Consider the following 19112-nt stretch of genomic DNA (forward strand, 5'->3'; position numbering starts at 1 on the left):
GTGTGGTGGTTCGGGCAGACTAATGCTTCTTACTGATGGGTAACCCACTGACCGCGCCCAAGTCCCACCGATGTGGTGTACACCTCTCTTTGTTTTAAGACGATCGTCCAGGTAGTTTTTGTGACATGGGTGCGTACCTTCTCCTCGCTTTCGCCATCGCCGCCGAGGTGACCGCCACGGTCTCGTTGAAACTTTCCGAGGGCTTCTCCAAGGTGGGACCGTCCATCGTCGTGGTGGTCGGATACGCCTGCGCGTTCGTCGCGCTCGCGTACGTTCTGAAGGCCGGCGTGCCGGTGAGCGTCGCCTACGCGATCTGGGCCGCGGCAGGCGTCGCGCTGGTGGCGGCCGTCGGCATGGTGTTCTTCAAGGAGCCGGTCAACCTCTCCGTCATCGCCGGGCTGGTACTGGTGGTCGGCGGGGTCGTGTTGATCGAGGCAGGGAGCGCGCACTAAGTGAAGATCCAGGTCGACGGCCGGAAGGCCAGGGGCGAGAAGCGGCGCGACGAGATCATCGCGGCCGCGCTGCGGGTGATCGAACGGGACGGCGTCGCCGGTGTCACCCATCGGACGGTCGCCACCGAGGCGGGCGTGCCGACGGCGTCGACGACCTATCACTTCTCCAGCCTCGACGACCTGCTGATCGCGACCCTCATCTCGTGCGCGAGGGACATGGCGACCGAGGTCTACTGGATGATCGACCGCGCCCGGTCGCGCGGCAGCCGCGGCGCGGAAGAGGTCGCCGGGCTGCTCGCGGAGGCGCTGGGCCCGCGGCGCGGGCGGACGATGGCGGAGTACGAGCTGTACCTGCTGGCCGCGCGCAAACCCGAGCTGCGGCCCGCCGCGCGGCGCTGGCTGGACGTGCTGACCTCGATGGTCCGGCACGACGACGAGGTCGCGTTCCGGGTGTTCCTGGCCGGCATCGACGGCCTGCTGATCCAGGGCCTCATCGACGACGAGCCGCCGTCCGCCGAAGAGCTGCGGCCGGTGGTGGACTACCTGCTGAAACCTCGTTGACCTGCTGGGTAACGTGCGGATCATGAGGACTGTCGGCGCATACGAACTGGATGACGACCCGGCACGGGTGGACCTCGACGTGGTGTGGAAGTGCCTGTCCGCCGACGTCTACTGGGGCAAGTGGCGAGACCGCGAACTGGTCGAGAAGGTCTTCAGGAACGCCTGGCGCGTCGTGGGCGCGTACGAGACTTCCAGCGGACGTCTCGTCGGCTTCGCGCGGGCGTTCTCGGACACCATCGGCAGCGCGTACCTCGCGGACGTCTTCGTCGTCGACGAGGCGCGCGGCGCGGGGCTCGGCAAGGAGCTGGTGCGGGAGATGATCGACAACGGGCCGGGCGCGGAGTTCCGGTGGATGCTGCACACCGCGGACGCGCACGGGCTGTACCGGCGGTTCGGCTTCGGGGACCCGCCGGAGGGGCAGTACATGGAGCGGGCTCGGGCGAACGGGCAGGCTTAGGGAGGTCGTGAGTGGTGAGGACGGTTAGAACCGTCCTCACCACTCACGACCCCCAGGCTCCTGCTGAGGATCTCGGGCTCGCCGGTCTCAGCGAAGCCGTGGCGGTAGTAAAGGTCCCTTGCTTTCGCGTTGTGGTCGTAGACCCGGAGCCGCACGGTTTCGGCGCCCACGGAACGGGCCCAGTCCACGACCGCGGCGACCAGCGCGTCCCCGACGCCGCGGCCGCGGCCGGCAGGGGCGACCCAGAGTGACAGGAGTTCGACAGCGCCGTCCTGGGGAGCCGTGGCGGAGACCATGCCCGCCGGGGTCGCGAGGACGTTGAAGGGGACTTCGGTGAGTCTCGCGCGCCAACGCTCTTCCGGTGCGTTCTCCCAGTGGGCGAGCGTCGCGCCGAACACCCCGGGGTCGTGACGCAGCGCCGCCAGGCGCAGGTCGCGCCAGTCGGTCCAGTCGTCGGGCGTGAGGGTGCGAAGGGTGACCGGCCGCCGGATGTCATGAGGGGTCCCCATGGGACGAATTCTGTCCGATGGGGACCCCTCATGACACGCGCGCGAAGAGAACCCTCAGCCCTTGTTCTCGTACAGGGCCGTCAGGGTCGCCCGGCCGATGGCGTGGCTGAAGAGGTTGAAGCCCAGCAGCGCCGGGGTGGCGTCCTCGCCGACGTCCAGCTTTTCGACGTCGACAGCGTGCACCGCGAAGATGTACCGGTGCGGCCCGTGCCCGGGCGGCGGGGCGGCGCCGAGGAACTGCTTCACGCCACCGTCCCCCTTCAGGGTGACAGCGCCCTTCGGCAGACCGGAGCCCGCTTCGTCGCCCGCGTTCGCGGCCAGCGCGGTCACCGACACGGGGATGTCGAACACCGCCCAGTGCCAGAACCCGCTCGCCGTCGGGGCGTCGGGGTCGTAGCAGGTCACGGCGAAACTCTTGGTCCCCTCGGGAAAGCCCTCCCAGGACAGCTGCGGGGAGCGGTCTTCGCCGCCCGCGCCGAAGATCCCGGAAAGCTGGGGTGTCGGCAGGAAGCCGCCTTCTTCGATGTCGATGCTGCTCAAGGTGAAGGCAGGCAGATCGGGCAGGAAGTCGTACGGATCGGGTGCCTGCGGCATGCGTCCTCCTGGTCGTGGATCAGATGACGAAGCCAGGTTATGACCCCTAGGACCCTGGCGCGGGTTCAGGGACGAATCCGGGGGTTACCCCTATGTCCAACTCGCCGCGCTGCCCTTAGCGTCGAGGTACACGAAAACCTGCTCTGGAGGGACTCAAGACCATGGCGCGCCCACTCCTCGCCTTCGGGGGCATCGCGTTGATCGGCGTCGGTGTGCTCACCGGTCTCGGCTGGTGGTGGCCGTCCGACGCGGAGGCGACCAGCGAGCTCACCCAGCAGATCAAGAGCGTCCGCGTCGACAACGACTCGGGTGCCCTCAAGGTCCGCACGGGCAACGGACCGGTGAAGGTCCATCAGTCGTTCGAGTATCGCTGGAACAAGCCGGGTGACGCCTTCCGCGTCGAAGGGGACACCCTGGTCCTCGCCGGCTGCGGCACCAGCTGCGAGGTCGGCTACGACGTCACCGTCCCGGCGGGGATTCCGGTGACGGGCAAGGTCGACTCCGGCGGGGTGGAGATCGCCGGGGTGTCCACTGTGGACATCACGGTCAACTCCGGCAGGGTCGAGGTGAGCGACGTGCCGGGCACGGTGAAGGTCAAGGCCGACTCCGGCCGCGTCGAACTGAAGAACATCGGCCAGGACGTCGACGTCCACGCGGATTCCGGCGCCATCAAGGGGGAACGGCTCGGCGGCAACGTCCAGGCGCGGGCCGACAGCGGCCGTATCGACCTCGAACTGGTCAAGGCCGCGAACATCACGGCGAAGGCCGACAGCGGTTCGATCTCGGTCACGGTGCCTTCCGGGGACTACAACGTCACCGGCACCACCGACAGCGGCCGCCGCGACATCGACGTCAACCAGTCCGGTTCGGCGCAGTACAAGCTCGATCTCAACACCGACAGCGGAAGCGTCAAGGTCAACGCGGCCTGACGGACTTTATCGGGGGAACACTTTCTCATGGGCACCATCGAAAAGCGCGTCCTCGGCGCGCTCGCTCTCGGCGCGCTGACGGCCTTCGGCATCGTCGGCTGCACGACCGAAAGCCGCCAGACGCTGAGCGACGGCACACCCGTCACCGAGCAGATCACCGCGATCCGGGTGGACGTCCCGGTCGGCGGGGTCACGCTCCGGGTCGAGGACGGCGCACCGGTCTCGCTGCGCCGCGAAGTGACTTACACCGGGCGGAATCCCGGCAAGACGCACAGCGTCGAGAACGGCACGCTGGTCCTCGGCGGATGCAGCCAGTGCGGCGTGGACTACGAGGTCGTCGTCCCGCGTGAACTGGCCGTCACCGGCGGCATCGGCACCGGCAAGATCTCCCTCGCCCGCGTGGCCTCGGTCGACCTGCGCGGCGACGTCGGGGACCTGAAGATCGGGAGTTCGTCGGGCCCGGTGCGACTGACCACCGGCACCGGGGACATCGAGGTGGGGCTCGCGAAGCCCGGCGCCGTCACCGCGAACGCCAGTGTCGGCAAGGTGATCGTCTCCGTTCCTGACGGCGCGTATCGCATCGAGGCCCGTTCGGAGGTCGGCGGGGTCGAGACAGCCGGTGTGCGCCAGGATCAGGCTTCGGCGAACGTCCTCGACCTCAAGTCCGGCACCGGCTCTGTCACGGTGAAGCCCGTATGAAGACCCTCGCGGTGGTCACCGCGCTGACTTTGCTGCCGCTTTCCGCGCTGCCCGCGTCGGCCGCGCCCCGGCTCGACTGGAAGCCCTGCGCGACCGAGTACGCGCCGACGCTGGAATGCGCGAACCTCCAGGTGAGCGGCACCGTCTCGATCGCGCTGGCGAAACTGCCGGCGACCGATCCCGCGCGCCGCGTCGGCTCGCTGCTGACGAACCCGGGCGGGCCCGGCGGCGCCGGGGTCACCGTGCTCAAGTACGGCGGCCGCGGTTTCGCGCTGGACAAACCGGAAATGGCCGAGGTGCGGCAGCGGTTCGACGTCATCGGGTTCGACCCGCGTGGCGTCGGCGACAGCAGGCCCGCGATCACCTGCGGGCCGGATCTGCACGATCCCGCCATCAGCCGCTTCCCGAAGAGCCGCCCCGACTACGACAAGCTCATCGCGCACAACCGTTCCTCGGGCGCCGAGTGTCTCAAGAGGACAGGACCCGAGTTGTCCTCTGTGGACACTTGGCACGCCGCGGACGACGTCGAAGCGATCCGGGTCGCGTTGGGCGAGCCGAAGGTGAACTGGCTCGGCGTCTCCTACGGCTCCGAACTCGGCGCCGTGTACGCGGAGAAATACCCGAAGCGCGTCCGCGCGATGGTGCTCGACGGCGCCGTCGACCATTCGCGGCCGACGCGGCTGGCCGTCCTCGACGAGGCCATCGCGACCGAGAGCGCGCTCAAGGACTTCGCGAAGTGGTGCACGACTTCGGCGGACTGCGTCCTTCGCGGCAAGGACGTCCTCGCCACCTACGACAAGCTGATGGCCACGCCCGGCGGCGTGCCGTCGAAACAGCTCGGCCGCACTGTGACCGCCGAGGAAATGGCGTCCGGGCTCTACAGCTCGCTGATCCTTCCCGCGTTCTGGCCCGAGATCGCGAAGGGGATCGCCGACGCGACGGCGGGGAACGCGGACGGACTGCTGCCGTCCTCGCAGCTGGACCCGTCCTACGGCGCGTATCGCTCGATCGGCTGCCACGACTTCGGCTCGCCGTTCACCTCCTACGCCGACATGCGGGCGATGCAGGGGCTGGTGAAGACCCTCGCGCCGCACAGCTGGCGGTACTCGGAGTTCTGGGACATGGCGAGCGGCTGCGCGGGCTGGCCCGTGCCCTCGGCGTACCTCCCGCGACCGCAGCGGGTGAAGGGCGCGGCGCCGACCCTCGTGGTCGGCGGCGAACACGATCCGGCGACGCCGCTCGTCTGGGCGAAGGGGCTCGCGCGGAACATCGAGAACTCGGCGTTGCTGGTCGACGCCGGGTACGGGCACACGGGGCTGCTCAACTCGGCCTGCGTGCGCACCGAAGAGGTGAAGTACCTGGTGAGCGGGCTCACACCCGCTCCGGGCACGGTCTGCCGGTAGCCCGGGAACAAGACACCCGGGTCGCACGTTGAGCCGGGTACAAGGTTGAGTGCAGTCGGCTCAAGTCCGGCTTGACGGAGACCGCATCATCCCGATAGAACTTGCGTGACACCCACTCAAGGTGGGGTCGAACGTGCAGGTCACGAACTAGCAGGAGGATCACACCATGGCGCGAGCGGTCGGCATCGACCTCGGCACGACCAACTCGGTCGTCGCTGTCCTTGAGGGCGGCGAGCCGACGGTCATCGCCAACTCGGAAGGTTCACGCACCACCCCGTCGATCGTCGCCTTCGCCAAGAACGGCGAAGTGCTGACCGGTCAGCCGGCGAAGAACCAGGCCGTGACGAACGTCGACCGGACCATCCGGTCGGTGAAGCGGCACGTCGGGACCGACTGGAAGACCGAGATCGACGGCAAGGCCTACACCTCGCAGGAGATCAGCGCCCGCGTGCTGATGAAGCTCAAGCGCGACGCCGAGGCGTACCTGGGCGAGACCATCACCGACGCGGTCATCACCGTCCCCGCCTACTTCGAGGACGCGCAGCGGCAGGCCACCAAGGAGGCCGGGCAGATCGCCGGCCTGAACGTGCTCCGCATCGTCAACGAGCCCACCGCGGCCGCGCTGGCGTACGGCCTCGACAAGGGCGAGAAGGAACAGACCATCCTGGTCTTCGACCTCGGTGGCGGTACGTTCGACGTCTCGCTGCTGGAGATCGGCGAGGGTGTCGTCGAGGTCCGCGCGACCTCCGGTGACAACCACCTCGGCGGCGACGACTGGGACGAGCGCATCGTCACCTGGCTGGTCGACAAGTTCAAGGCCTCCAACGGCATCGACCTCACCAAGGACAAGATGGCGCTCCAGCGCATCCGTGAGGCGGCCGAGAAGGCGAAGATCGAGCTGTCCAGCTCGAACTCCGCGGGCATCAACCTGCCCTACATCACCGTGGACTCGGACAAGAACCCGCTGTTCCTCGACGAGCAGCTCTCCCGCGCCGAGTTCCAGAAGATCACTTCGGACCTGCTGGAGCGCACCCGCAAGCCGTTCAACAACGTCATCCGTGACGCGGGTGTCGCCGTCGGCGACATCGACCACGTCGTGCTCGTGGGTGGTTCCACCCGCATGCCGGCCGTGTCCGACCTGGTCAAGGAGCTGACCGGCGGCCGCGAGCCGAACAAGGGCGTGAACCCGGACGAGGTCGTCGCCGTCGGCGCCGCGCTGCAGGCCGGTGTGCTCAAGGGCGAGGTCAAGGACGTCCTGCTGCTCGACGTGACCCCGCTTTCGCTGGGCATCGAGACCAAGGGCGGCGTGTTCACCAAGCTCATCGAGCGCAACACCACGATCCCGACCAAGCGTTCGGAGATCTTCTCCACCGCGGACGACAACCAGCCGTCGGTGCAGATCCAGGTGTTCCAGGGTGAGCGCGAGATCGCCGCGCACAACAAGAAGCTCGGCATGTTCGAGCTGACCGGTCTCCCGCCCGCCCCGCGTGGCGTGCCGCAGATCGAGGTCACCTTCGACATCGACGCCAACGGCATCGTGCACGTCCTCGCGAAGGACCTCGGCACGAACAAGGAGCAGTCGATGACGATCACCGGTGGCTCCGCGCTGCCGAAGGACGACATCGAGCGCATGGTCAAGGACGCCGAGGCGCACGCCGAGGAGGACAAGCAGCGCCGCGAGGAGGCGGAGACCCGCAACCAGGCGGAGACGCTGGTCTACCAGACCGAGAAGTTCGTCAAGGACAACGAGGACAAGCTGCCCGAGGAGCTCAAGGGCAAGGTGAAGTCCGCGATCGACGAGGCCAACGAGGCGCTCAAGGGCACCGACTCGGCGAAGATCCGCGAGTCCATCGAGAAGCTGAACACCGCTTCGCAGGAGCTGGGCACCGCGCTCTACGCCAACGCCACCCCGGGCGCCGAAGGTGCCGCCGGTGAAGGCGCCGCCGGAACGGCCGGCGCGGGCACCGGTTCCCAGGCCAAGGCGGACGACGTCGTCGACGCCGAGATCGTCGAAGAGGACGAGAAGGACAAGAAGTGACGGGACGCTACGACGAGACCGAGGGCCGTGGCCCGGAGGAACCGGTGGTCGTGCGGGACCGTAGGCGGATCGACCCGCTGACCGGTGAGGTCCGTCCGGCCGCCCCGGCCGAACCTCAGGACGGTCCGAAGCACGCCGCTCCGGCCGAAGAACCGGTAGTGACCGAAGCGCCGGAGCCCGCGACGCACGCGGGCCCCGGCCTCGGGGACTCCATCGTGGACGATTCGGTGACGGTGGCCACCGGACTGGAGAAGGAGCTGGCGGAACGCACCGCCGACCTCCAGCGTCTCCAGGCGGAGTACGCCAACTACCGCAAGCGCGTGGACCGCGACCGCGAACAGGTCGTCACCGGTGCGAAGGCGTCGGTCGTCAACGACCTGCTCCCGCTGCTCGACGACCTCGAGCGCGCGGAGCAGCACGGCGATCTGACGGGTGCCTTCAAGGCGGTCGGCGAGAAGCTGGTCGGGAGCCTGCAGCGGTCGGGGCTCGAGCCGTTCGGCGCCGAGGGCGAAGCCTTCGACCCGAGCGTGCACGAAGCCGTCCAGCACAGCACCTCGCCGGACGTCGCGGGCCCGACGGTCACCACGGTCATGCGCCGCGGTTACCGCTTCGGCGAGCGCGTGCTGCGCGCGGCGCTGGTCGGGGTCACCGACCACGAGCCGGGAGCCGCTCCCGCGCCGGCGGCGCAGGACGCCCCGGTGGACCCGCCCGTCGGCGGCGAGCTGCCGCTCGAGGGCGAACTTTTCGATGAGAACAACCGCTGATCGGCGATACGGCGTGAAAGGAGGAGACGTTCGGTGAGTGCACGGGAATGGATCGGTAAGGACTTCTACCGTGAGCTGGGCGTCTCCTCCGACGCCACCGCGGACGAGATCAAGAAGGCCTATCGCAAGCTGGCCAAGGAGAACCACCCCGACGCCAACGCGGGCAACGCGGAGGCCGAGAAGAAGTTCAAGGCGGTTTCCGAGGCGTACGGCGTTCTTTCCGACGCGTCCAAGCGCAAGGAGTACGACGAGGCTCGCCGCCTCTTCGGCTCCGGCGGTCCGGGTGGCTTCGGCTTCCCGGGCGGTGGCGGCGGGAGCGGCGGCTTCGACGTCGGCGACATCTTCGGCCAGGCGGGCCAGCAGCAGGGCGGCTTCGGCGGTCTCGGCGACATCCTCGGCGGTCTCTTCGGCCGCCGAGGCGCCGCGGCCGGTGCCACGGCGAACCGGCCGCAGCGCGGCGCGGACGTGGAGACCGACGTCCGGATCGACTTCACCGAGGCGGTCAAGGGCGCGACCCTGCCGCTGCGGCTGTCGAGCCCGGCGACCTGTTCCACCTGCGGCGGGAACGGCGCGAAGCCGGGGACCTCCCCGAGGACGTGTTCGACCTGTCAGGGCAGCGGGCTGGTCAGCCGGAGCCAGGGCGCGTTCGCGTTCTCCGAGCCGTGCCGCGACTGCCGCGGCCGCGGCACGATCATCGACGACCCCTGCCCGGAATGCGCGGGCGAGGGCGTCAGCACCCGCACCCGCACGCTGACCGTGCGGATCCCGCCGGGCGTCGCCGACGACCAGCGGATCCGGCTGGCCGGTCAGGGCGAACCGGGCAAGGGCGGCGCGCAGCCGGGCGACCTGTACGTCCGCGTGCACGTCGCGCCGCACGCGGTGTTCGGGCGCCAGGACCTCGACCTGACGATCTCCGTGCCGGTGTCCTTCGCGGAACTGGCCCTCGGCGGCACGATCACCGTGCCGACGCTGGAGGGCAAGGTCTCGCTGAAGGTGCCGCAAGGCACGGCGAGCGGCCGCGTGCTTCGCGTGCGCGGCAAGGGGATCGCGAAGCGGGACGGCTCGCAAGGCGACCTGCTGGTCACCCTGCAGGCGGCCATTCCGTCCAAATTGGACGAAAAGGCCCGTGAAGCGCTGGAGGCCTACGCGGAGGCCATGTCCGATCACGACCCGCGACCGGAGATCACCGAACTTCTCGAAGGCAGGTGAGCACGATGTTCGGCGGGCTGCCGCACGGTGCGGACGAGGACACCCCGGTGTTCGTCATCTCGGTGGCGGCACAGCTGTCCGGCCTGCACGCGCAGACCCTGCGGTCCTACGACCGCCAGGGGCTCGTGTCGCCGGGCCGGACGTCCGGGGGTGGCCGCCGGTACTCCATGCGGGACATCGCGCTGCTCCGCGAAGTGCAGCGACTGTCCCAAGAGGACGGTGTCAACCTCGCGGGCATCAAGCGGATCATCGAGCTGGAAAACCAGGTCGACGCGCTCCGCGCCCGGATCGCCGAACTGACCGAGGAGCTCACGGCGGCGTACCTCACCGCCGAACAGACGGCCGCGGCCGTGCACGCCTCCTACCGCAAGGATCTCGTTCCGCTGCGGCAGCAGACCGCGCTCGTCGTCTGGAAGCCCAAAAAACGCAATTAGTCCTCTAAATGCCCTGACCGTGGTCTGGCGCCGGAAGGCGTCCTGGGCATTTAGAGGACTAAACGCGTTACTGGCCGGGGACCAGGGTCCGGATCTGCTGGACCTCGCCGGTGCGCGAGTCCATGATCCGCTGGGCCAGGGCCTTCGACCCCGGGTCCTTGCCGTCCTTCAGTTCGGTCCTCGCCAGCGCGACCCCGTTGTGCTGGTGCGCCACGAAGATGTCGGCGAAGTCGAGGGTGAACTCCGCACCATCCTTTTTGGACAGCGCTTCGAGCAGACCCTTGTCCGTGAGCCCGTCGCCACCGTGATGATGGTGCGCGTTCGGGTCCATGGAGCCCGTCTCGGGTTTGCCCCAGTTCTTCAGCCAGTTCCGCATGTCGGTGCTCTCGGTCAGCTGCGTCGCCTCGATGGCGGCCGCGAGATCCTTGAGCTCCTGTTTCTGCGCCTGCTTGGTCTTCACCAGCTTGACGATCTCCACGCCCTGGTCGTTGTGGGCGAGCATCATCTGCAGGAACATCACGTCGGCGTCGTTGTAGTCGGCGGACGCCGGCGCGGCCGATTGAGGGACCGGGGAGATCGGGGCACCGGCGTTGGGAGGTGAGCCATCACCGGCCCCGCAGCCCGCGAGGGCCACGAGACCGGCGACGAGAACGAGGGCCAGCTTCACTGCCGGGTCCAGAGCGCGGGGGTGTTCGGCGGTTCCCACCCCTGGATGGCCGTGTGGGCCAGCTGGCAGCGGTAGGTCGCGCCGCCGTAGGTCACCGTGCTGCCGACCGTGTAGGCCGTCCCGGCCGCCCACGTGCCGCCGGTGGGCGGGTTGGTGGTGCTGCTCGGCGGGTTCGACGTCGAGGGCGGGTTGCTGGTGGTCGGCGGGTTGCTGGTGGGCGGGTTGCCGCCGCCGATCTGCAGGTCGATGCAGCTGTAGAAGGCCATCGGCGTGTCCGCGATGTTCCAGATGGCGAGGACCTTCTGCCGTCCGCTGAAGCCGTTCAGGCTGACCGTGTGGGACGTCGGGTCCTTGGGCGCGGAGTTGTTCCCGCTGATGTCGGCGATCTTGGTGCCGCCGATGTAGTACTCGTAGTTCGTGGTCCGGTGGTAGGCGGTGAACTTCCAGTTGAAGGTCACGCTGTTGCCGACCGACGCGGCGGGCCACGACTTCGACTCGTCGTTGAGCTCGGCGAATCCCGGAAGACCGCCGTTGCAGCTGCGGAGCCCCTTGGGGCCTTCGACGCTCTGCGGTTCGTAGACGATGGCGCCACAGCCGGAAACCTTGCCCTGGGCGCAGTTCGCCTGGCGGCTGGGCGGGGACAGCACGTAGCCATGGGCGCTGGCCACCTGGGGGATGGCGACGATGGCGATCGGGGCGAGGATCGCACCGGCGGCGGCTGCCACGAGCTTGCGTTTGACGGTCATGCCGGCTCCTGGGGATGGAACGACGGTGTTCCCGTTGAGGGGGAGCAATGTGGTCTAGACCATAAATCCGCCGGTGACCGCGGTCAATGATTCGCAGACCTACTGCTGCGTCAGGCCCAGGTAGAACAGCCGATCGGCCTAATACGAACGAAGTATGGGGCTCAGTCCAGGGTGAAGGGGTCGTATTTGATCCGGGCCAGGTCGGTCCCGGCGGCGAGCAGTTTCGCGATCGTCGCGCGGATCATCGACGGCGAACCGGCGACGAACACGTCACGCTCCTTCCAGGCGCCGCGCTGCGTGACCGCGGTGGCCAGCGTGCCGCGGTCGCCACCGGCGATGGTGCCTTCCTCGGTCACCGGGGTCACCGTCAGCCAAGGGCAGGTGACGGTCAGCCCGCGGAGGTGGTCGAGCGCGTACAGGTCGTCCGGCCGGTGGCCGCCGAAGAACAGGTGCACCGGCGGGTTGTTCTTCCAGCGCGACATCTCGTCGAGCAGGGCGAGCAGTGGCGCGACGCCGGTGCCGCCGCCGATCATCAGCAGCGGACGGCTTTCGGTGTGGTGCACCGAAAGCGCGCCGAGCGACGGACCGAGGCGCCAGACGTCGCCGAAGCGGGTGTGGTGGACGATCGTGCGGGAGACCCAGCCGCCGCGCACGGCGTGCACGTGGAACTCCATCAACCCGTTGTCGTGCGGCGCGGTGGCGGGCGAGAGGTACCGCCACATCCGGGGCCGCTGCGGGACTTCGACGCTGACGTAGCCGCCGGCCCGGTACGGGAGCGGCTGATCGGTGCGCACCTTGACGATGGCGACGTCGGGGGACACGAGCCGGTGCTCGACGACGGGCGCCTTCCACCACGCGGGCCCGATCTCCTTGCTCGCGGCGTCGCGCATGGTCTTCGAAATGACGCCGTACGCGGTGACCCAGGCCTCCTCGACTTCGGGCGTCCAGTCGTCTTTCAAGAACCTTTTCAACGTGGCGATCAGCGCGACGCCGACCGCGTCGTAATGCCGGCCGAGGACGTCGAACTTCCGGTGATCGCGGCCGAGCTGGCTGAGGAAGGTGGTGAGTTCTTCGGGCCGGTCCACCATCTGCACGATGTAGACGAGCGCGCGCAGTAAACGATTTCGTTGGGTGGCCATGTTGATCGGGAACAACGCCCTGGTATCCGGCGAAACGGAGAAAAGCGCACCGTAGAAGTACTGGGAGAGCTCGTCGGCCTTCGTTTCGACAGCGGCGAAACTCGTCCGGACGAGCTTCGCCATCTGGACGGTCTTGTCCACCGAGGGTGTCTCGATCAACGGCGGAACGGGAATCGGTGAAGATCTGGACGATCTGGGTGGATGCTCGTACTTCACTGTTTCGGCAGTCATGGGTGAACGATTTTCTCCAGTTGGATCGGGCATATTCTCCAGACCCGATGTCATCGTGCTTGTTTCCCCCGAGGGATCTCGACTGTAGGCCCGAAAGTCGCAAAAGGATCCACGAATGGTTGTTTCCCGCTCGAACGGAGCAAACGATATACGCGCCGTCAACCCCCTCTGGCACTAAGTGAAGGTGATCACGCAGGACGGGATTTCCCTTGTCCAACAGTGTTTTTCGCCAGTTCTCGGAGAAAGTGTGATCCCCCGATCGGGTGGCGTTTTCCCCGTGATTCGGGTGTCACGTAACGGTATGCGGCCGTCGACTGATCACCATTGTGGAATCGAATTCAGGCGGCGAGTGATCTAGTCGATGGTGAAGGGGTCGTACGCGATCTGGTCGAGCGCGCTGCCCGCGACCAGCATCCGGGACACCGTCGCCCGGATCATCGCGGGCGAGCCGGCGACGAGGATGCGATGCCCCGGCCAGGATCCTTGCTGTGTAACGGCTTCGGCCAACGTGCCCTGGACACAGCCGGGTGCTTCCTCGCCGTGCTCGACCACCGGGGTCACGGTGAGCCACGGGTTCGTGGCCGCGAGGGCGCGCAACTCGTCGAGGTCGTAAAGGTCCTCACGCGACGGTCCGCCGTAGAACAGCTGGACCTTCGGGTTCTCGCCCCATTGCGCGAGGTCGTCCAGAATGGCGCGCAGCGGCGCGACGCCGGTGCCGCCCGCGATCATCAGCACGTCGCGGCCGTCGGTCCGGTCGACGGCGAGCCTGCCGAGCGGCGGCCCCAGCCGCCAGACGTCGCCCGGCTGCGTGTGGCTGACGATGGCGCGGGACACCCAGCCGCCGTCGACGGCGCGCACGTGGAACTCGATCCCGCCGTCCTCGCGCGGCGCGTTCGCCGGGGACAGGTAGCGCCAGAGCCTCGGCCGCTGCGGGACTTCGACGCTCATGTACTGACCCGGTTGGTACGGCACCGGGAATTCGGGCTGGACGCGGACCAGGGCGAGATCCCAGGTGAGCCGCCGGTGTTCGAGCACGGTGGCCGACCACGACGCCGGGTTGACGTCGGCCGCGGCGGCCTCCTGCATCGCGCGGGCGACGATGGTGAACGCCTCGGCCCAGGCCCGTTCGACCTCGGGTGTCCAGTCCGGACCGAGGTGGTTCTTGAGCGAGGCGAGCAGTGCGGTGCCGACGGCCTCGTAATGCCGCGGGATGACACCGAACTTGCGGTGGTCGCGGCCCAGCTGGGTCAGGAACGGCACGAGGTCGTCCGGCCGGTCGACCATCTGCACGATGTGGACCAGCGCGCGCACCAGCCTGCCGCGCTGGACCTCCATGTTGATCGGGAAGAAGTCGCGGGTGGCGGGCGCGAGGGTGAACAGCATCCCGTAGAAGAACTGTGAGATCTCCGGGATGAACGGTTCCGACTTCGCCCAGGTGTCACGGATGAGCCGCACCATCGCGGTGACCGCGGGCGGGGCTTCGCGTGGCGCCGACGACCGGGGTACCGGGCTGACCGCGTCGGCCGTCACGGGCTGGGAGTCGCTGATCGGGAAGCGCATACCGGAAGAGAGTTTCCCAGGTTCACGGACGAGGGACCACTGGAGAAGAATTCACGGACCATTCACCTCTCCGGTCAGTGGCTGTCGGCCGGTCGGCTGGTTCCGGCCTCGTTCGCGAGACTAGCTGCCGGGAGCCCTTTTGCCCGCATCGTTGCTCCGGACGGGTGTACTCGAATCCGCGTGGCAGTGGGCGATCTCACGAGGTAAATAGTTGTCTTACGCAAGCGTCGCCGAATAAAGTTGTACTGTACAAGTAGCCGGGAGGCACCGATGAGCTCCGCAGACGACGCCAGGGTCGAACTGATGCGTGAGCTGAAGGCCGCCTCCCAACTGCAGCACGCCTGGATAATGCAGGCCTGGCAGGACGACCCCGGTCTGCATCCGGCGGCCGCGATGCTGCTTTCCGATCTGGCGAAGCACGGCGAGGCGCGTCCCTCGGAACTCGCCAAACGACGTTTTGTGGACCTTTCGGTCGTGAGCCGTCAAATCTCCCAGCTGTCCGCGGCGGGGATGGTCGACCGCCGTCCCGCCCCCGAGGACGGCCGCGCGTCGATCATCAGCATCTCCGAACGGGGCCGCGCGGAACTGGGGCGGCGGCGGGCCGGTTATCTGGAGTTCATGGAGCGCGCGCTCGGTGACTGGGACGACGAGAAGGTCATCGAGTTGACCACTCGCCTGGCGGAGATGAACGCCGATGTCCGCGCGGTCCTCGGCGGCCGCACATGCCCCGTCTGAGGGGTTTTGTTGCTACCCGCCGGTCTTGACTGAACGGACCTTTCGTAGCGCTGTCACGCCGGTAGCGTCGAAGTGGTGCGGAGCCGGGTCGCGTTGCTGGTCGCGTTGGGAATCGACAACTTCGGCTCGGGACTCTTTCTCCCGCTGGGCCTCGTCTTCGTCATCCGTGTGGTGGGTCTGCCGCTCGCCCAGGCGGGGGCGGCGGTCACGCTCGGTGCACTGGCCGGGCTGCTCGTCCCCGCGTTCGCCGGACGGCTCGTCGACCTGATCGGCCCGCGGACGGTGATGATCTGCGCCCACGTCCTGCAAGCCGCCGGAGTGGGCGCTTTCCTGCTCGCCGGTGGTTTCGCCGGCGTCGTCGGCGCGTCGGTCATGCTCGCGTCCGGGCAGCAGTTGTTCTACAGCTCGCAGTTCTCGCTCATCGCCGACGTGGCGGGCGAAGGGCCGAAGGACCGGCCGTTCGCCGAAGCCGCGATGGTCCGCTCCGCGGGCTTCGGGCTGGGCGGGCTCGCGGCGGCCGGGCTGCTGGTGTGGATCGGGCGCGAGGGCCTGTACGTCGCCGTGATGATCGACGTCGCCACCTTCGTCGTCGCCGCGGCCATCCTCTCGACGCTGGTGCCGCCGGTCCAGCGGCGGCCGAGGCGGCTTTCGGGGCCCGCGCGGGTCTGGCGGAACCGCCCGTACCTGGCGCTGATCGTGTTCAGCGGGCTCTTCGCGCTCACGATGGACTTCTTCCTCATCGGGATGCCGGTGTACGTCTTCAACGCCCTGCAGGGGCCCCGGTGGCTGCCCGGCGCGATCATCGCGCTGCTCACCGTCGTCACCAGTCTGGGTGGAGTCGTCGGGCTGCGGCTCACCCGGCGGCTGACCCGGATCTCCGCGATGCGCGCGGGCTCGGCGTTGTTCGCCGTGTGGTGCCTGGCGTGCCTCCTGGTGGTGTTCGTGCCGAAGGTCTTGCAGCCGATCTACCTGCTCTGCGCGACCCTCGTGCTCGCGGCGGGCGATCTCGCGTTCGGCCCGCGGTCCGGGGCGCTGGCCGAAGCCGCGGCGCCGCCGGAGGCCCGTGGCCGCTATCTGGCGGCCTTCCAATACGCGTTCACGCTCGCCGCGGTGATCGCTCCGGCCGTCGTCGGGCTGTTCTCCGTGGCAGTGTGGATCCCGTGGGTGCTCGTGGCCGCGTGCGCCTGCGCGGCCGTCGTCGGGCTCGGCCGGGTGGGCCCGCGCCTGCCCGCGGAGGCCGTCTCGCCGACGGGCGGCTGAACCTTTCAGACTTGAGCGGAACAGACTCAACTTTTCTGACGTTGTACGAGTCGACAAGAACTTCGCAGGACCTAGTACGAGGTGAGGGATGGACGCTTTCAACCCGACCACGAAGACCCAGCAGGCGATCTCGTCGGCGGCGCAGGCGGCCACGATGGCGGGCAACCCGCACGTGGCGGCCGCGCATCTGCTCGGCGCCCTGCTGGCGCAGGGTGAGGGGCTCACCGCACCGCTGCTGACCGCGGTCGGGGCCGATCCGGAGCAGGTGCACAAGGAGCTGGAGCCGCTGATCGCGGCGCTGCCGTCGGCGACCGGGGCCACCGTGTCGAGCCCGCAGTTCGACACGAACGCGGTCAAGGCGCTGACGCACGCGCAGAAGCTCGCGACCGAACTCGGCGACGAGTACGTCTCGACGGAGCACCTCCTCGTCGGCCTCGCCACCGAGGGCGGCCCGGTCGCCGACCTGCTCAAACGGCACGGCGCCACCCCGGACGCGCTGCGCGAGGCGTTCGCCAAGGTGCGCGGCTCGGCGCGGATCACCAGCGCGGATCCGGAAAGCACGTTCAAGGCGCTGGAGAAGTACGGCGTCGACCTGACAGCGCGTGCCCGCGCCGGCGAGCTGGACCCGGTGATCGGCCGCGACACCGAGATCCGCCGCGTGGTGCAGGTGCTCTCGCGCCGCACCAAGAACAACCCGGTGCTCATCGGCGAGCCCGGCGTCGGCAAGACGGCCATCGTCGAAGGGCTCGCCCAGCGCATCATCGCCGGTGACGTGCCGGAATCGCTGCGCGGCAAGCGCGTGGTGGCGCTGGACCTCGGCTCGATGGTCGCGGGCGCCAAGTTCCGCGGCGAGTTCGAAGAGCGGCTGAAGGCCGTGCTCAAGGAGATCACCGACTCCGCGGGCGAGGTCGTCACCTTCATCGACGAGCTGCACACCATCGTCGGCGCGGGCGCGACCGGCGAGGGCGCGATGGACGCGGGCAACATGATCAAGCCGATGCTCGCCCGCGGCGAGCTGCGGATGGTCGGCGCGACCACGCTCGACGAGTACCGCCAGCACATCGAGAAGGACGCCGCGCTGGAGCGGCGCTTCCAGCAGGTGCTGGTCGGCGAACCGTCCACAGAGGACACCATCGGCATCCTGCGCGGGCTCAAGGAGCGGTACGAGGTGCACCACGGCGTGCGCATCACCGACGCCGCGCTGGTCGCCGCCGCGACGCTGTCCGACCGCTACATCACCGCCCGGTTCCTGCCGGACAAGGCGATCGACCTGGTCGACGAGGCCGCGTCGAAGCTCCGCATGGAGATCGACTCCCGGCCGGTCGAGATCGACGAGGTCGAACGCGCCGTGCGGCGTATGGAGATCGAAGAGATGGCGCTGTCCAAAGAGGACGACGCCGCCTCGAAGGAGCGGCTCGCCGCGCTTCGGTCGGAGCTGGCCGAGAAGCGGGAGACGCTGACGGCGCTGACGGCGCGCTGGCAGAACGAGAAGGGCTCGATCGAGCGCGTCCGCGAACTCAAGGAGCAGCTGGAGCAGCTGCGCGGCGAGTCCGAGCGCGCCGAACGCGACGGCGACCTGGGCAAGGCCGCCGAACTCCGCTACGGCCGGATTCCCGCGCTGGAGAAGGAGTTCGAAGCCGCGACGGCCGCCAGTGAGGTCAGCCAGCAGAACGTCATGCTCAAGGAAGAGGTCAGCGCGGACGACGTCGCCGACGTGGTCAGCGCGTGGACCGGCATCCCGGCGGGACGGCTGCTGGAGGGAGAGACGGGCAAGCTGCTCCGGATGGAGGAGGAGCTCGGCAGGCGCGTCATCGGGCAGAAGGAGGCCGTCCAGGTCGTCTCGGACGCGGTGCGCCGCACCCGGGCCGGCGTCGCGGACCCCGACCGGCCGACCGGTTCGTTCCTGTTCCTCGGCCCGACCGGCGTCGGCAAGACCGAGCTGGCGAAGGCGCTGGCGGAGTTCCTGTTCGACGACGAGCGCGCGATGCTGCGGATCGACATGAGCGAGTACGCCGAGAAGCACTCGGTGGCGCGCCTGGTCGGGGCGCCTCCGGGCTACGTCGGCTACGACCAGGGCGGACAGCTGACCGAGTCGGTGCGCAGGCGGCCGTATTCGGTGGTGCTGCTCGACGAGGTCGAGAAGGCGCACCCGGACGTGTTCGACGTGCTCCTCCAGGTGCTCGACGACGGACGGCTCACCGACGGCCAGGGCCGGACGGTGGACTTCCGCAACACCATCCTGGTGCTGACCTCGAACCTCGGTTCGCAGGCCATCGCCGACCCGGCGCTCGACGAGCGTCAGCGCAACGACGCGGTGATGTCGGTGGTGCAGCGGCAGTTCAAACCGGAGTTCCTGAACCGGCTGGACGACATCGTGGTCTTCCACGCGCTCGGCACCGACGAACTGACGTCCATTGTGGACATCCAGATCGAGCGGCTCGCCGCCCGGCTGTCGCGGCGCCGCCTGACGCTGGAGGTCACCGCCGGGGCCCGCGAGTGGCTCGCGCTGAACGGCTTCGACCCGATCTACGGCGCGCGGCCGCTGCGGCGGCTCGTGCAGTCGGCGATCGGCGACAAGCTGGCGAAACAGCTGCTGGCCGGTGAGATCCGGGACGGTGACACGGTGCGGGTCGACATCCCGTCCCAGGAGGCGTCGGAGGTCCTCACGGTCACCCGGGTGGAGTGACCCAGGTACATGAAGGCCCCCTTGCTTGCGCCTGGCGCA

19 protein-coding genes are annotated in these 19112 nt (G+C 68.7%); 13 read left to right on the forward strand and 6 right to left on the reverse strand.

Going from position 1 to position 19112, the window contains the following annotated elements; translation table 11 throughout:
* Positions 1 to 125 precede the first annotated feature (125 nt).
* From ACFWMR_RS09660 to ACFWMR_RS09670, 3 genes are read left to right on the forward strand one after another with little or no spacing between them, the layout of a single operon-like run.
* The gene (locus tag ACFWMR_RS09660) at positions 126 to 452 is read left to right on the forward strand and encodes a DMT family transporter (protein WP_378378089.1); all 327 of its coding nucleotides are present in this window, start codon (positions 126 to 128) and stop codon (positions 450 to 452) included.
* On the forward strand, positions 453 to 1013 hold the full coding sequence (locus tag ACFWMR_RS09665; protein WP_093932515.1) for a TetR/AcrR family transcriptional regulator: 561 nt from the start codon (positions 453 to 455) through the stop codon (positions 1011 to 1013). It abuts the gene before it with no gap.
* A gap of 22 nt (positions 1014 to 1035) precedes the next feature.
* Positions 1036 to 1470: a GNAT family N-acetyltransferase gene (locus tag ACFWMR_RS09670; protein ID WP_378273942.1), complete on the forward strand. Its 435-nt coding sequence runs from the start codon at positions 1036 to 1038 to the stop codon at positions 1468 to 1470.
* Here the strand turns inward: ACFWMR_RS09670 and ACFWMR_RS09675 are convergent.
* Together ACFWMR_RS09675 and ACFWMR_RS09680 are read right to left on the reverse strand one after the other, a co-directional pair.
* On the reverse strand, positions 1467 to 1979 hold the full coding sequence (locus ACFWMR_RS09675) for a GNAT family N-acetyltransferase (protein ID WP_378378090.1): 513 nt from the start codon (positions 1977 to 1979) through the stop codon (positions 1467 to 1469). The two genes, ACFWMR_RS09670 and ACFWMR_RS09675, sit on opposite strands and share 4 nt — an antisense overlap.
* Before the next feature lie 54 nt (positions 1980 to 2033).
* Positions 2034 to 2573, reverse strand: a complete 540-nt coding sequence (locus ACFWMR_RS09680; protein ID WP_093932513.1) for a YbhB/YbcL family Raf kinase inhibitor-like protein — start codon at positions 2571 to 2573, stop codon at positions 2034 to 2036.
* 161 nt (positions 2574 to 2734) lie between these two features.
* Between ACFWMR_RS09680 and ACFWMR_RS09685 the strand changes: the two genes are divergently transcribed.
* The 7 genes from ACFWMR_RS09685 to ACFWMR_RS09715 all read left to right on the forward strand — a co-directional run bounded on the left by ACFWMR_RS09685 (position 2735) and on the right by ACFWMR_RS09715 (position 10049).
* The gene (locus tag ACFWMR_RS09685; RefSeq protein WP_378378091.1) at positions 2735 to 3502 is read left to right on the forward strand and encodes a DUF4097 family beta strand repeat-containing protein; all 768 of its coding nucleotides are present in this window, start codon (positions 2735 to 2737) and stop codon (positions 3500 to 3502) included.
* 27 nt (positions 3503 to 3529) lie between these two features.
* The gene (locus ACFWMR_RS09690) at positions 3530 to 4201 is read left to right on the forward strand and encodes a hypothetical protein (RefSeq protein ID WP_378378092.1); all 672 of its coding nucleotides are present in this window, start codon (positions 3530 to 3532) and stop codon (positions 4199 to 4201) included.
* A complete protein-coding gene (locus ACFWMR_RS09695; protein WP_378378093.1) occupies positions 4198 to 5604 on the forward strand; it encodes an alpha/beta hydrolase in 1407 nt (468 codons plus the stop codon). Before ACFWMR_RS09690 ends, ACFWMR_RS09695 begins: the two co-directional genes overlap by 4 nt.
* 166 nt (positions 5605 to 5770) lie before the next feature.
* Entirely contained in the window at positions 5771 to 7642 is a 1872-nt protein-coding gene (gene dnaK / locus ACFWMR_RS09700; RefSeq protein WP_378378094.1) for a molecular chaperone DnaK, read from the forward strand.
* Positions 7639 to 8406: a nucleotide exchange factor GrpE gene (gene grpE, locus ACFWMR_RS09705; protein WP_378378095.1), complete on the forward strand. Its 768-nt coding sequence runs from the start codon at positions 7639 to 7641 to the stop codon at positions 8404 to 8406. The genes dnaK and grpE overlap by 4 nt, the downstream gene beginning before the upstream one ends.
* 33 nt (positions 8407 to 8439) lie before the next feature.
* The gene (gene dnaJ / locus ACFWMR_RS09710) at positions 8440 to 9615 is read left to right on the forward strand and encodes a molecular chaperone DnaJ (RefSeq protein ID WP_378378096.1); all 1176 of its coding nucleotides are present in this window, start codon (positions 8440 to 8442) and stop codon (positions 9613 to 9615) included.
* Positions 9616 to 9620: 5 nt separating this feature from the next.
* Positions 9621 to 10049 (forward strand): heat shock protein transcriptional repressor HspR, encoded by a 429-nt coding sequence (locus ACFWMR_RS09715; RefSeq protein ID WP_038524831.1) that lies wholly within the window; start codon positions 9621 to 9623, stop codon positions 10047 to 10049.
* A gap of 67 nt (positions 10050 to 10116) precedes the next feature.
* Here the strand turns inward: ACFWMR_RS09715 and ACFWMR_RS09720 are convergent, their stop codons facing one another.
* The 4 genes from ACFWMR_RS09720 to ACFWMR_RS09735 all read right to left on the reverse strand — a co-directional run bounded on the left by ACFWMR_RS09720 (position 10117) and on the right by ACFWMR_RS09735 (position 14392).
* The gene (locus tag ACFWMR_RS09720; RefSeq protein WP_093932506.1) at positions 10117 to 10716 is read right to left on the reverse strand and encodes a DUF305 domain-containing protein; all 600 of its coding nucleotides are present in this window, start codon (positions 10714 to 10716) and stop codon (positions 10117 to 10119) included.
* Positions 10713 to 11462, reverse strand: coding sequence for a lytic polysaccharide monooxygenase (locus ACFWMR_RS09725; protein WP_093932505.1), 750 nt, complete (start codon positions 11460 to 11462; stop codon positions 10713 to 10715). The genes ACFWMR_RS09720 and ACFWMR_RS09725 overlap by 4 nt, the downstream gene beginning before the upstream one ends.
* Before the next feature lie 161 nt (positions 11463 to 11623).
* The gene (locus tag ACFWMR_RS09730; RefSeq protein ID WP_378378102.1) at positions 11624 to 12724 is read right to left on the reverse strand and encodes a globin domain-containing protein; all 1101 of its coding nucleotides are present in this window, start codon (positions 12722 to 12724) and stop codon (positions 11624 to 11626) included.
* Between the two features lie 462 nt (positions 12725 to 13186).
* Positions 13187 to 14392, reverse strand: coding sequence for a globin domain-containing protein (locus tag ACFWMR_RS09735; protein WP_208635878.1), 1206 nt, complete (start codon positions 14390 to 14392; stop codon positions 13187 to 13189).
* A 270-nt stretch (positions 14393 to 14662) separates the two neighbouring features.
* Between ACFWMR_RS09735 and ACFWMR_RS09740 the strand changes: the two genes are divergently transcribed.
* The 3 genes from ACFWMR_RS09740 (at position 14663) to clpB (ending at position 19073) form a co-directional block, all read left to right on the forward strand.
* A complete protein-coding gene (locus ACFWMR_RS09740) occupies positions 14663 to 15127 on the forward strand; it encodes a MarR family winged helix-turn-helix transcriptional regulator (RefSeq protein ID WP_378378097.1) in 465 nt (154 codons plus the stop codon).
* 75 nt (positions 15128 to 15202) lie between these two features.
* Positions 15203 to 16387, forward strand: a complete 1185-nt coding sequence (locus ACFWMR_RS09745; RefSeq protein WP_378378098.1) for an MFS transporter — start codon at positions 15203 to 15205, stop codon at positions 16385 to 16387.
* A gap of 88 nt (positions 16388 to 16475) precedes the next feature.
* A complete protein-coding gene (clpB, locus tag ACFWMR_RS09750; RefSeq protein ID WP_093932501.1) occupies positions 16476 to 19073 on the forward strand; it encodes an ATP-dependent chaperone ClpB in 2598 nt (865 codons plus the stop codon).
* Positions 19074 to 19112 lie beyond the last annotated feature (39 nt).

This window comes from Amycolatopsis thailandensis, assembly GCF_042723255.1.
Classification (GTDB): Bacteria; Actinomycetota; Actinomycetes; order Mycobacteriales; family Pseudonocardiaceae; genus Amycolatopsis; species Amycolatopsis thailandensis.

Coding starts and splice junctions, on each gene's coding strand:
- ACFWMR_RS09685 (WP_378378091.1), top strand. CDS start 2,735: ATGGCGCGCCCACTCCTCGCCTTCGGGGGCATCGCGTTGATCGGCGTC.
- ACFWMR_RS09660 (WP_378378089.1), top strand. CDS start 126: ATGGGTGCGTACCTTCTCCTCGCTTTCGCCATCGCCGCCGAGGTGACC.
- ACFWMR_RS09740 (WP_378378097.1), top strand. CDS start 14,663: ATGAGCTCCGCAGACGACGCCAGGGTCGAACTGATGCGTGAGCTGAAG.
- ACFWMR_RS09675 (WP_378378090.1), bottom strand. CDS start 1,979: ATGGGGACCCCTCATGACATCCGGCGGCCGGTCACCCTTCGCACCCTC.
- ACFWMR_RS09690 (WP_378378092.1), top strand. CDS start 3,530: ATGGGCACCATCGAAAAGCGCGTCCTCGGCGCGCTCGCTCTCGGCGCG.
- ACFWMR_RS09725 (WP_093932505.1), bottom strand. CDS start 11,462: ATGACCGTCAAACGCAAGCTCGTGGCAGCCGCCGCCGGTGCGATCCTC.
- clpB (WP_093932501.1), top strand. CDS start 16,476: ATGGACGCTTTCAACCCGACCACGAAGACCCAGCAGGCGATCTCGTCG.
- ACFWMR_RS09670 (WP_378273942.1), top strand. CDS start 1,036: ATGAGGACTGTCGGCGCATACGAACTGGATGACGACCCGGCACGGGTG.
- ACFWMR_RS09730 (WP_378378102.1), bottom strand. CDS start 12,724: ATGGCGAAGCTCGTCCGGACGAGTTTCGCCGCTGTCGAAACGAAGGCC.
- ACFWMR_RS09735 (WP_208635878.1), bottom strand. CDS start 14,392: ATGCGCTTCCCGATCAGCGACTCCCAGCCCGTGACGGCCGACGCGGTC.
- ACFWMR_RS09695 (WP_378378093.1), top strand. CDS start 4,198: ATGAAGACCCTCGCGGTGGTCACCGCGCTGACTTTGCTGCCGCTTTCC.
- ACFWMR_RS09680 (WP_093932513.1), bottom strand. CDS start 2,573: ATGCCGCAGGCACCCGATCCGTACGACTTCCTGCCCGATCTGCCTGCC.
- ACFWMR_RS09715 (WP_038524831.1), top strand. CDS start 9,621: ATGTTCGGCGGGCTGCCGCACGGTGCGGACGAGGACACCCCGGTGTTC.
- dnaK (WP_378378094.1), top strand. CDS start 5,771: ATGGCGCGAGCGGTCGGCATCGACCTCGGCACGACCAACTCGGTCGTC.